Here is an 11,760-nt window from a genome sequence, read left to right as displayed (position 1 = left end):
CTACAAGGGAAGGGGGAGAAAGACAATTATTTCCCCCTCCCCTTGTAGAGGAGGGGGGCAGGGGGGAGAGGTCAGACTGGTTTTTAGGAAAAATTGAGATGCTCCCAGCAAAACCAACACTACATTGCAAATTAAGTGAGGCTTTAATTATGTCTGTCTCTCGTCTTTCCTTGTTAGCCGCTTTAATGCTTGCCCTAGGAACTACCACTGCCGCTTATGCTGCACCCCAACCCTTTGCAGAACAAACCATCGCTCAACGTCCTGGGGGAAACAATCCCGGTCGGGGTTCTGGAGGGGGCGGTCAATGGGCCGGAAAACAAGGCTGGCTCGAACAGTTAAATCTCACACCCGAGCAACAGCAAGAAATCCAAGCCATTCGCGATCGCTACCAAACTCAAATGCAAGCCAGCCGCGACCAAATGCGTCAAAACATGGAGCGCATGGGTCAAATGATGGCTGGCAATACCAGCGATAACGACCTGCGAAATCAACACAATCAAATTCTCCAGGCGCGGCAAGAAATGGGACAAATGCAGTTCGAGCAAATGTTAGCCATTCGCAACGTTCTCACCCCAGAACAACGGCAGCAGTTTGCCCAATTAATGCAACAGCGCCGCCAAAACCGCGAGAACCGTCAAGGCAATCATGGGAATGGCCGGGGAAATCGTCCCGGATCCAACAGGGTCGGACCCGGACAATAGTTATTACCAACAGAGGGGTACAGTCAACCTGAGAAACCCCTCTCTATCTCATCCGGTACGGGCCTTCTAGAACCACAGGACCGGCTTCAATCCCAGGGACAAGGCACTGCCTTGTCCCTTTTTTTGCAAGCACTCTATTTTTGGAATGTTTCTTAATAAAACCCACAAGTCGGGTCCAAACCCATTCGCCAGGTGCGGTTAAAACCCGAACCAAACGTATAATAGCTGTAGCCGATTCGATAGGGAAAATGTCCCGGGGGAACGGTTTGAGGCTCAACCCCATTGTAGCTCATGTCTTTATGATCGAACTGAAACCAACCCACTGCTTTTTCAAACTGAGCATAATGGTCCCAGTTGACTTCGTTTGGGTCATTGCCCGTTGCTCTTAAAAAGGCAGTTTGAACGCTCAAACCAAAGCGTTTATTAGAATATTTTAGCCATAGACGATCTATTTCTTGGAGTTCAGAACAAGGAATTTTATTGATTAATAGAGAAGCTGTCGCGCTTCGGGTATCTTCTCGATAGGGCTCTAGTAATTCTAAGGTTTTCCAGTCTGCGGTAACCCATTGCTGGCTGGCTAGAGCATCCACCAAATGGCAGTATTTCAAGCGATGGGTGATGGAGGCCACCCCGTTCCAGACGCCACCACTCACCCCATTTCCCGTGGTAGCAGGTAAGTGGCCTTCAGCAGCCCAGTTAGAGAAGTTAAGTTTCTCATAACTCTTCCATTGACCTTGCCTACGCCAACCCACCCGATCGCCAAATTTTTCGGCAATTTCTGGCTTATAATTCCCAATCACTCCCCCTACAGATTCCCAAATTTTTTGCTGCTGAATAAAGCCAAACCGCCCATCACTGTAATAATTCCATAGCTTTGCTAAGGTGTGCAAATCCTCACAGTCAAGTGTTTCTACATCAGCTTGACTTAACCACCCTTCGGCTTCTCTCTGGCTGATTTTCAACAAAATCTCAAAGGTGGCGCGATCGGCAGCTTTCCACTGACGCTCCCTCAGTAATGCTTGCAGGGGTTTATAATCAATGTTTGCCGTGGAGGTGAGTTTAAATTCTGGGTCGGGTTTAGGAGGCTTTTCAAACCAACAGGATTGCAAACTCAAACAAACGATCAGGGCGAATGCCCTGATTTTTTCCCCAGAACAAGGGGGAATTACCGTTAGAGTTAATCCCTTGATTCTAAAAGCATCAATCAACAATTGTTTCAACCCCGTACTCCTAATATTCAATTCTAAATTGATTCAAATTCAGGGAAGTTAAATTGGCCCTCTTGACTCACACTCCGTCCGATCAACTTCTTCGGGTTTTCTTCCATCTGGGTGGGTTATGCCGATCCATCCCGGTGACATTTCCAAACCCCAGTGATGATTCTACGGGATAATCAGGCTAAAGTGATAGGAGCGCAACTCAATCATTGGTGCAATCCTGTTAAGGACCCTGCTCTAAGCTAGAGTCCAGATTTTTCCAGGAACGCGCCTTGACTCGAATTGGACAATAGCTTTACACTCCCACTGAAAACCTTGATAACCCTTTGAATTTTTACGGATATTAACCTGAATAACTATCATGGAAAATTTAGCATATTTACAGGCGGTTTTGGCCCTCGAATCTGTAGAGGCGATTCGCGAATCGCCCCTACATTTCGGGTTTAATGTTAAAAATTGCGTCAGTTCTGACCGTTACAGGTTAACGATCGCCCTGAGTCTCTCTCTCTTCAGTCTGATGCAAGAGGCAGTCGCCTCCCATGTGATTCCCCCACAAGGACTCGGACGAGGAGATAGTGGACCCCTCGTCACTTGCGTTCAGCAGATGTTGAAGGCAACGGGTTATTTTCACGGACCTGTTTCCGGTTTCTATGGACCCATGACGGAACAAGCGGTCTTAACGTGGGAACTAGAAAGTGCTGGGGTGGGTGATGGTGCGATTACTGCCTCAACAATTGCTCAAATTGGCTGTTATCAAGGGCAAATCCCCCGGACTCCTCGCCCTTCTTCGCCGAATCCCAATGCGACTCCCATAACCGGCGATCGCCCTCACTATGATACCGGCAGCAGTGGCCTTCGACGAGGCGATCGCGGGGGACAAGTGGTGCAATTACAGCAAGAATTAATCGCTGCCGGTTATTTTAATGGTCCCGTTACCGGCTACTATGGGGCATTAACAGAAGATGCGGTGATGCACTTACAACAGGATTATCATATCCCCATTGATGGGGTTGCCGGTCCCGAAATCTGGTTAACACTCGCACAAACACCCGACCCGGTGATTGTCGCCAGAGAAACCCTGCGTCCAGGGTCCCAGGGTTCTGCGGTGGTTGCTCTCCAGGAAGACCTCCGGAACTTAGGATACTATACAGGACCCATTACTGGCTATTACGGACAACTCACTGAGGGAGCGGTGAAGGAGTTGCAACTCGATCGCCGGATTCATGCCGATGGCATTGCCGGTCCTCAAACCCAAAGTATCTTGGTTGCTTTGTATTAACCCCGAAATTAAAACTAAAAAGCGATCGCCTCCCACCCTGGTAAACTGCGATCGCTTTTCATTCTGAACCCAACTTAAGAAACCAGTGCCTTTCCTGGATAAATTTCCCGCTTGCGAGTTTTTTTATCCAAGTAAATCCACTCTAAATCTTGGAGGCGATTCACCAAATTAGAGATACTCACCCCCAATTCTTCTCGCATTTCATATAAGTGAGACCAATAGGTTAAATCCCGTCCTTGGCGTTTCTCTTCTAAAATCCGTCTCGGCATCAGCAGGCAACCGGCAAAATACTGCGCCTGCCACTCCATAGACTCTAACACCGAGGCATGACTCAGGGGACTGTTCACGTCCCGACTCCCCCGGCAGACAAAGGGTTCATCTGCTGGGGTGAGGTTGGTGAACAGGCGATCGCCGGTTTCCCTCGTCGCCTCATGATTAATATGCAGCACCCAATGGCCGATTTCATGCGCCAGGGTGGATTCCTGGAATCCCTGGGGTTTATCGAGAATCTCTTCATTGATCTCGATACAGCGTTGCAGGGGGAGAATCCTCGCCGCGATCGCCCCTTGTTCATCCGGTGGAATCCGTTCCCAAATCACACCGAGGTCAAAAAAATCCGCAACCAAAGTCACGTCAAACGGCCAGGAAGGAGCAAACTGCTCCCCGCGCTGTGCCATCCGCCTGAGTACATTATTCGCCTGATACTCGATCGCTTCTTTGCGATAATAGCGATACGGCTTAAAAATACTCAAGATTATTCCCCCTCGCTTGCCACCTGCTGAAACACCTTTTCTGCAAAATCAGGATTTTCTCGCATCCGCCGCAGGAGTGCAGGCATCGCTTTATAATTTTGCTTGAGAAAATCCTCGTACCGTTGCGGAAGACGACCGGCGAGGACGATTGACTCCTCCTCATCCAAATCCAGATTCCGCGCCAAAGACCGAATCACTTCCTCTTTAGGTGCATAGTCTGCGCGATCGTTTTCCAGCTTGGACAAGTAGGTAAAATCCACATCCAGAAGCTTGGCCAGCTCCCTTTGACTATATCCCTTGTCCTTGCGTGCTTGACGAATTAGTTTACCAAAACTCTGTTCCACGTCTTTAAATTCCCACTACATCTGCATTGTAGGCGACTTTGAAAAAAAAATCAACTTTTGGATTGACGAAAAAATCAAGTCGCGCTAAACTAGGTTTAGTTGAACAATCATTCAACGAGACAGGCGCTAGGGGTGGAGTAGCAGTTCCCAGATTCTTCCGGCTGACACGCTATACCTAGTAAAACCTCGGGTCGGGGAACAGCAGGGTTAGGGCCAATCCACAGCGCCATAAGGGAGGGTGCCACACAAACAAGACAGGAGAGGAACCATGCTCAAAACCTGGACTGATACTCACTATAAGCTCGAAGACGGGGACTGGCTTTATATTGCCAAACATGACGACCAAGGTGCCGCCTCCCTCATCTGTCCGGGTTATGCCCGAGATGGTTCGGGTTTCACCATCCATTTTACCCCAGCCCACATCGAACTGTTACAAAATCTGCTGGCGGTTTTGCAAAGTACCCAAGGCGTCGCCTCCACGGAGTCAGTTCGGGGGACCAATGGCAACCCTTGGGTAGAACGATATCCCCATCCGGAGGCGGCTAAAACTGAGTCTCGTCCCGGAGAAGAACCGGGTTATAAATATCCCAATTCCGCCCCAGTTACCCCTCGTCCAGTGATTCGATAATCCGGTGCAATTCATCGGAGAGAGGTTACTCAATATGGCCAAAGATAAAACAGAGAATTCCGCAAATTTACAAAACCCTACAGGAGTAGAAACCATGTCTAAGAAAGCGACAATTTCCGTATTTGGAACTAAGCCCGAAAATGCCATTGTTGTTCCCGAGTTACCCATTTCTGCTAAAAACAATTGTCAGGCGGGGAAATGGACGATTGGAGATGAGGAATATGGGTCAAAATTAGCGATGACCATCCTCAAATTTAGCAAATTTTTCGGTAGTTTAGGGCAGACTAAAAATACGTTATGGGGACAAATTTGGTTTGTAGCCGAAGGGGGTGAACTGCCCCATGATGTGGTGATGGTTACCTACGTTAAAGGCCGCAGCCTGAGCGATTTTAATCGGTTGGTGGCCTCAGTTCAGGCGCGAGGAATTGAACCGGCAGAAGGGGTATTTGTGCCAGATTTTATCAAGCATTCGGGACAAAAGCCGGATGAGAATGGGGTGATTAAACCGATTAATTATTATAGCCTGAAATGGGACTGGATTGAACGGTCGGATTGGGAGATGGTGGAACAAGCGGCGATCGTCTTGTCTGACCCCCAAAATCTGAGTCGGATGATTGATTTGGAAGGAACCCGGGAAATGGTTTGTTTGGATAATTTGCCTCCGGCTGAAATTGCTTGTTTGATGGCGGCGCATTTGGAGGGTCCAACTTCTGGAGAAATGGCATTGCCTGCGGGAGTTCCTAATGACTTGATGCGGGAACCTGCGCTTGCTAATGGTTAATTGGGTCCGATAAAACAACGGAGAGGTGCTTCACGCATCTCTCCTTTCACCGGGTTTAGATAAATTCATGAAAAAAATTGCCAACCTCACCCGCCAGTCAGTCTGGGAAAATCAGTTGAAAGGAAATCTGACGACAATCGAGGAGATTCGCACCGATACGTTAAATGATTTACAACTCCTCAGCGAAGATTTTCAACATTTGCATCTCGTGGTTACTTCGGTTCAGCAGAATTATGCTGCATTATTAAAGCAAAATAGCCAAATGAGAGCGATGCTTTTACAGGTGGTGGATGAGTGTTTTTGCTGGCAAGGCAATCGCTGCGATCGCTGTAACGCCATTCTCCAGCTTCTCTCCAATCGCCAGCTAGAGTAAAGGGGAACAATTGACGGGGGTTCAAACCCTAACAGCAACAACCGACGGGGGTTCAAACCCCCGTCTAACAGCTAAAGTCGGTTGAAACCGACTGAAAATATTATAGGATAGAGTGATGTTTTTAGTCGGTTTTTAACCGACTGTAGAGGCGCTTCGCGAAGCGCCTCTACAGGCGGGGGTTTTTAACCCCCGCCGGGTGATGAAGGTTAACCGTTCAGTCTCTAAACTATCGTAAATAGGAGGAAAATTCATGTCCCAAGTCCCAGTTAAAGACAGTAAAGCTCAAATTTTAGCCCAATTTCAACAACTTCTAGCCAGTCGCCAAGGAACTGCCTCCAAAGTCGCCACGAAAGAGGAGGAAGCGGAAAAGGCGAAAAATCAAGAACTCCTCGCCGTTGCCTCGACTTACACCATTGATACCATTGTTAAAGGGTTAGCGGATCTACAACTGGATTTTGGGAGTATTGTCACCCAACTGGCGGAGAAACTAAGCACAGAAACCGCTAAACTGGACGAACTCAAACGGGCAATTTCTATTGAAACCGATCGCCTCGAAGAATTACGCCAAATTCGAGTGGTTGCCGATGCGCTGCACATTCTTACCCAAGAACATCAAGAAAAGTTAGCTTTACTGGATCATCAGGCGGCTTTACAACAAGAAGCCATTGAAATGGACCAGGCACAAAAGCGCAAAGCATGGCAAAAAGAACAAGAAGAATTTGACAGCTTGGTGCAAGAACAAGATGAAGCCGTCGCGAAACAACGGGAACAGGAAGCAGCCGATTATGATTATGAACGGCTGCGGATTCAAGAATTAGAAACCGATGAATATGAAGAACAGAAGCGGCAACAAGAGCGCGAGTTAAAAGAGATTGCCCGGGAGAAACAAAAGGACTGGACGGAACGGGAGAAATATTTGACCGAACATCAAGCCGAATTTGCAGCGAATCAGAAGAAGATTGAGGGATTTGAGGAAGAATTGAAACAGGCTTATACTAAAGCCAAAGAAGAGGCGATCGCTGAAGTGAAGCGCGATGCCAAGGTTAAATCTGACCTGTTCGAGAAAGAGTGGGAAGGCACGAAGCAAGGGTATGATTTGACTCTGCAATCCCTCAATAGCAATCTGGAACGACAAACTCAACAAATTGCCGATATTAATGCCCAGCTACAAGCGGCAATGCGACAAGCTCAAGATTTAGCAATGCGAGCGTTTCAAACCTCATCAAATGTGAGTTCTGGCTCGAAATAATAACTCGCCCCGCAGGCTCAAGCCTGGGGCTATACGGACAAAGCCTGCCGACGCCGGCTAATACAACTCGCCCCGCAGGCTGAAGCCTGGGGCTATACGGACAAAGCCTGCCGACGCCGGCTAATAGAAACCCGCCTTTTCAAGTTTAAACCCTGCACATTGTTTGGAGAAGTCTGATGGCGAAAAAAATTACCTCTAAAAGCACCAAAGCGGAAATCATGGAAGCTTTTGAGGAGTTGGAAAAGGAAAATTCAGGACTAGAGGCTCAAGTTAAGCAACTCGCTAAAGAAAAACAGGCGGCGGCTAAAAGTACGGTTTCAGCGGTTAAAGAAATTAATTCTAATGAAGTTAAAACCCAGATGAATGCTACACCAACGGCTCAACAGAAAATTAATCAGACGATTGACAGTTTGCAACTGTTGCAATTCGGGTTTGGGGGTGCGGTTAGTGATTTATCCGAACGACTGACTTCCGAAGCGGCTAAATTACAGGAACTGGAAGAATCTGTCAATCAGGAGGTGGAAGAGCTTCAAAGTTTGCATGATTTGGAAGTGTCTGAGGAGACGTTAGAAGAGTTAATCCAAACCTATCAAGAGCGAGCGAAAGCCTTTCAAATAGAAATCACCGATCGCCAGGAAACCTTGGAACAACAAATCCAAACCCTGAAGAAAACCTGGGAGAAAGAACAAGAAACTCATCAACGTGAGATTAAAGAACGCAATACTACTCGGCAGAAACAGCAACAGCGGGATGCAGAGGAATATCGCTATAGTTTAGAACGCGATCGCCACCTGGCTCAGGAAGAATACGAACAAACCCAAAAAGGCTTGTATCAAGAACTGGCAGAAATCCGCCAAACCCAGGAACGAGAATGGACTGAACGGGAAACGGCGATCGCCGAACGGGAAAAACAATATGCCGAAGCGAAAGCCAAAGTTGAGGCACATCCCAAAGAACTGGAAACCAACATCAAGAATGGCAAAGACAATGGACGAAATATCGGCAACTATCAAGCCAAAGTCGCCTCCGATCTGCGAAGCAAAGAAGTAGAAGGACTCCAGCGCTCCTATCAACTGCAAATCAGCGCATTAGAAGTGAGCATCAACAACCAAGAAGAACGCATCAAGACCCTCACCAAACAACTGGAATCGGCGCTCAAACAGGTGCAAGATTTGGCCGTCAAGGCGATCGAAGGGACATCCAATGCCAATTCCTTCCAAGCCTTGCGGGAAATTGCCGTGGAACAAGCCAAAAATCTGCCAAAAAGCAAATAATTGAATTTTAGTGTTATTTTAACTAGGGGCAATTGATTAATTGTCCCTAGTTTTCTGTATTTAAGACGGGTAAATCCTCATCCACAGTTGAGAACCGAGGCACCATGCAACCAAACTCCATGCAACCCAATAACGAGGGTTGGCTCAAAATAGCTGAATATATTTCCCTGGCTGGATCAGTTGCGGGTTTGGTTGCTGCATTGGTTCTGGGAAGACTCAGTTATGCAGCAGTGGTGTTATTTCTCTCAGCCTGGTTAAATTTGGTCTATCGCCACCGATTGCACCTGATCGTGCAGCAACGACTGAGCAATGCCATTACGGAAGTCGATCAGAGTATAGATGAGTTTCAAGTGGCGATCGCCAATCGAGTTGGGGAACTCAGCGAAGAAATCTCCCAGATGAATGAGAACCTCCTGGAAAAACCCGAGAAGGAGCAGATCGAGCGATTGCTCTCACCCATCCTCAACCTAGAGCAACAGTTAATGGTATTAGATGCGGCATTATCGCAGATTGCCAAGCATCTGGAACCCCCGATTCAGGAATTGCGCGATCCCCTCCCCACCGAAGGGGACTCGGCAGAAACAGCCACCACCCCAGGCAGCAGTCGCCTTCCCGAGGAGATTGCTCAACTCTCGGAACAGATTTCCCATCTCGGAGAGGCGATCGAGAAACTCGAACCCCGACGAGAAGGCAGCGAAATCGTCCCCGTCCCTCCCCAAATGCCGATGGTATCGAATGTCTGGGGTGTACCCGCTGCCTATAGCGAACCGAACCCTAACCTCCCCGCGATCGATGCCTCGGAGATTTCCCATACCACCCCCCCTTCACCCACCGCTTTACCCACTTGGGGAAATCCCTATCAGAATAGAGACCCCGAGGCTGGCTCAACCCAGGCATTTCCAGCGAATCAAGCACTGACGCTATCATCCGAGGCAGCGATCGCCTATTCTGGCTATCCCAACCCGGCGATCGGCAGCGAACCCGCCGCCAACATCGACTTACGAGGCTCCATTCTCATCGGCTGTAGCCTCACCCAAGCCAATTTTGCCGGAGGGGACCTCCAAGAAGCCAACCTCAGTCAAGCCGACTTACGCGGTGCCGACTTACGGGAAGCCAACCTCGCCGGTGCCAACCTCAGCGGTGCCAACCTGAATGAAGCCGACTTAGACGGTGCCAACCTTGCCAGTGCCGACTTGCGCGGCGTCAATCTCAGAAATACCCTATTTAGAAATGTCTATCTCAGTGGCGCAAACCTCAGCGGATCAGACTTGAGTGGATTAGATTTAACGGCGCTCAATCTCAACAGCGCCACCCTGATTGAAACCAACCTATCTGGCGCAAACTTGCAGCAAACCCAACTAATGGGAGCCAACCTTGCCGGTGCCAATCTCGCCGGTGCCAACCTAGAATCTGCTAACCTCACCCATGCCAACCTCACCAACGCTAATCTCATCGGCGCGAACTTTGGGGAAGGGGAAACCCAAGCTCAACTCGATGGCGCAATCCTCCCCGATGGCAGTATTTATGAGTAGGGTGAAAAATAAAATCCCTCCGGGGGATGCATGGAGGGATTTACTCTAAAGATGTCAAACACTTTCAGTCTGAAATATATTCTGAGCGATTTCTGACTTTTCCACCAGGGGGCTAACCCCCCCAAGAGGCTTAACCCCCTAACACAACAGGACCGGAACCAGCTTCACCCGACCCTTGTCAACTCTAAAATTTAATGAGAATAGCTGCAAGTCCAAGGATAAAATCTAAAGAGTCCATAGAACCGATAAACAGCACCCACTTATGACATATTGCCTGGGTATCCTCACCCGTTTTGGTTTAGTGATCGCCGCTGACTCGCGCACCAATGCCGGGGTTGATCATATTTCCACCTATCAAAAATTGTTTGATTTTTCCGTACCGGGAGAGCGAACGATTTTGTTATGTACCTCGGGAAACCTCTCCATCACCCAAGGAGCGATCGCCGCCTTAGAGAAAGACATTAAACATCAAGAAGAAATCAATCTGCATACCCTTCCCAGTTTGGCCGAAGTAGCGCGTTATATTGGCAACAAAATCCGAGCCATTCAAGATCAGGATAGACCTTGGTTAGAACGCGATCGCATTGATTCTAAATGCAGTATCCTGCTCGGAGGCCAAATTCCTGGAGAAGAACCCAATCTTTATTTAATTTACAGTCAGGGAAATTTCATTCACGCCACCAAAGAAACGCCCTTTCTTCAAATTGGAGAAACCAAATATGGCAAACCCCTGTTGGACCGCACCCTAACCGCAAATACCCCCTTAGAAGCTGCGGCAAAATGTGCCTTACTCTCCATTGATTCTACAATGAAATCTAATATTTCTGTAGGACCGCCCATTGATATTGTCATGTATCATACCGATTCATTCACCATCCGCCATCGCTTGAGATTGAGACTCGGTGACCCTTATCTGGCTAAAATTAGAAAGTTATGGGAAAGCTACGTCAAACAAGCTTTTGATGATATGCCTGATGTAGAATGGGAATATTATGAAGATGATGTAAAAGAAGATATTCTAATTGATTAAATCCAATTAAAGCAGAAAGAAAACCGTTCGTAGTAACGACTTCAGTCGTTACCTCCTGTCATGGCTGAAGCCATGACAGGAGCTTTCTGCGGCTGAGATGGATTCAATCCAATGAGAGCAGAGCAAAGTTCGTAGTAACGACTTCAGTCGTTACCTCCTGTCACGGCTTCAGCCGTGACAGGACAGCTTACGCGCAAGTCACGCCTCTGTGGAGCCTCTGCCTCCAATCCCCAAGAAAGTAGGCGGTAGACCCTCCAATTGCTCCAGGACTTACGCAGATTTTGAGAATTAACGCTAAATGTAGAGGCGAGCAAGCGAATCGCCTCTACATTTAGCCTTTAACTTTAAAGATTGCGTAAGTCTTGTGCTCGTGTCACGGCTGATGCCGTGACACGAGGTAACGACTGAAGTCGTTACTACAAACAAGAAGAAAAGATTGCGTAAGTCTTGTGCTCGTGTCATGGCTGATGCCATCACACGAGAGTAACGACTGAAGTCGTTACTACAAACAAGAAGAAAAGATTGCGTAAGTCTTGTGCTCGTGTTATGGCATTCGCCATAACAGGAGGTAACGACTGAAGTCGTTACTACAAACAAGAA

General features: G+C 48.1%; 11 protein-coding genes and 1 pseudogene. 9 read left to right on the top strand and 3 right to left on the bottom strand.

The window, feature by feature from the left end:
- Positions 1-149 precede the first annotated feature (149 nt).
- Positions 150-701: a Spy/CpxP family protein refolding chaperone gene (locus NG833_RS18810; protein WP_254566808.1), complete on the top strand. Its 552-nt coding sequence runs from the start codon at positions 150-152 to the stop codon at positions 699-701.
- A gap of 152 nt (positions 702-853) precedes the next feature.
- Here NG833_RS18810 and NG833_RS18805 read toward each other — a convergent pair whose 3' ends face one another.
- Complete coding sequence (locus NG833_RS18805) at positions 854-1,921, bottom strand: GUN4 domain-containing protein (RefSeq protein WP_254566807.1); 1,068 nt, start codon at positions 1,919-1,921, stop codon at positions 854-856.
- A gap of 358 nt (positions 1,922-2,279) precedes the next feature.
- On the opposite strand from NG833_RS18805, the pseudogene NG833_RS18800 reads away from it, so the two are divergent.
- Positions 2,280-3,122, top strand: a pseudogene (locus NG833_RS18800) (peptidoglycan-binding protein); the annotation flags it as partial.
- A gap of 149 nt (positions 3,123-3,271) precedes the next feature.
- Here NG833_RS18800 and NG833_RS18795 read toward each other — a convergent pair.
- Both NG833_RS18795 and NG833_RS18790 read right to left on the bottom strand, forming a co-directional pair.
- The gene (locus tag NG833_RS18795) at positions 3,272-3,949 is read right to left on the bottom strand and encodes an ImmA/IrrE family metallo-endopeptidase (RefSeq protein ID WP_254566805.1); all 678 of its coding nucleotides are present in this window, start codon (positions 3,947-3,949) and stop codon (positions 3,272-3,274) included.
- Between the two features lie 2 nt (positions 3,950-3,951).
- Complete coding sequence (locus NG833_RS18790; protein ID WP_254566804.1) at positions 3,952-4,293, bottom strand: RodZ family helix-turn-helix domain-containing protein; 342 nt, start codon at positions 4,291-4,293, stop codon at positions 3,952-3,954.
- Positions 4,294-4,561: 268 nt separating this feature from the next.
- On the opposite strand from NG833_RS18790, the gene NG833_RS18785 reads away from it, so the two are divergent.
- From NG833_RS18785 to NG833_RS18755, 7 genes are all read left to right on the top strand, one after another.
- Positions 4,562-4,921, top strand: coding sequence for a hypothetical protein (locus NG833_RS18785; RefSeq protein ID WP_254566803.1), 360 nt, complete (start codon positions 4,562-4,564; stop codon positions 4,919-4,921).
- A 94-nt stretch (positions 4,922-5,015) separates the two neighbouring features.
- Complete coding sequence (locus NG833_RS18780; protein ID WP_254566802.1) at positions 5,016-5,702, top strand: hypothetical protein; 687 nt, start codon at positions 5,016-5,018, stop codon at positions 5,700-5,702.
- Positions 5,703-5,727: 25 nt separating this feature from the next.
- Positions 5,728-6,075, top strand: a complete 348-nt coding sequence (locus NG833_RS18775; RefSeq protein WP_254566801.1) for a hypothetical protein — start codon at positions 5,728-5,730, stop codon at positions 6,073-6,075.
- Positions 6,076-6,325: 250 nt separating this feature from the next.
- Positions 6,326-7,324, top strand: coding sequence for a hypothetical protein (locus NG833_RS18770; RefSeq protein WP_254566800.1), 999 nt, complete (start codon positions 6,326-6,328; stop codon positions 7,322-7,324).
- Positions 7,325-7,500: 176 nt separating this feature from the next.
- Positions 7,501-8,598, top strand: coding sequence for a hypothetical protein (locus NG833_RS18765; RefSeq protein ID WP_254566799.1), 1,098 nt, complete (start codon positions 7,501-7,503; stop codon positions 8,596-8,598).
- Positions 8,599-8,702: 104 nt separating this feature from the next.
- Complete coding sequence (locus tag NG833_RS18760; protein WP_254566798.1) at positions 8,703-10,130, top strand: pentapeptide repeat-containing protein; 1,428 nt, start codon at positions 8,703-8,705, stop codon at positions 10,128-10,130.
- A gap of 262 nt (positions 10,131-10,392) precedes the next feature.
- Positions 10,393-11,160 carry a proteasome-type protease gene (locus NG833_RS18755; protein WP_254566797.1) on the top strand — a complete coding sequence of 256 codons (768 nt, stop codon included), beginning with the start codon at positions 10,393-10,395 and terminating at the stop codon, positions 11,158-11,160.
- Positions 11,161-11,760 lie beyond the last annotated feature (600 nt).

This window comes from Oscillatoria sp. HE19RPO, from assembly GCF_024220515.1.
Lineage (GTDB): Bacteria > Cyanobacteriota > Cyanobacteriia > Cyanobacteriales > Laspinemataceae > Laspinema.
This window is presented reverse-complemented; position numbering and strand designations above follow the sequence as displayed.

Bases quoted from the DNA above. Each gene is read 5' to 3' on its own strand.
- NG833_RS18810 (WP_254566808.1), top strand. From the start codon at position 150: ATGTCTGTCTCTCGTCTTTCCTTGTTAGCCGCTTTAATGCTTGCCCTA.
- NG833_RS18770 (WP_254566800.1), top strand. From the start codon at position 6,326: ATGTCCCAAGTCCCAGTTAAAGACAGTAAAGCTCAAATTTTAGCCCAA.
- NG833_RS18765 (WP_254566799.1), top strand. From the start codon at position 7,501: ATGGCGAAAAAAATTACCTCTAAAAGCACCAAAGCGGAAATCATGGAA.
- NG833_RS18755 (WP_254566797.1), top strand. From the start codon at position 10,393: ATGACATATTGCCTGGGTATCCTCACCCGTTTTGGTTTAGTGATCGCC.
- NG833_RS18780 (WP_254566802.1), top strand. From the start codon at position 5,016: ATGTCTAAGAAAGCGACAATTTCCGTATTTGGAACTAAGCCCGAAAAT.
- NG833_RS18785 (WP_254566803.1), top strand. From the start codon at position 4,562: ATGCTCAAAACCTGGACTGATACTCACTATAAGCTCGAAGACGGGGAC.
- NG833_RS18760 (WP_254566798.1), top strand. From the start codon at position 8,703: ATGCAACCAAACTCCATGCAACCCAATAACGAGGGTTGGCTCAAAATA.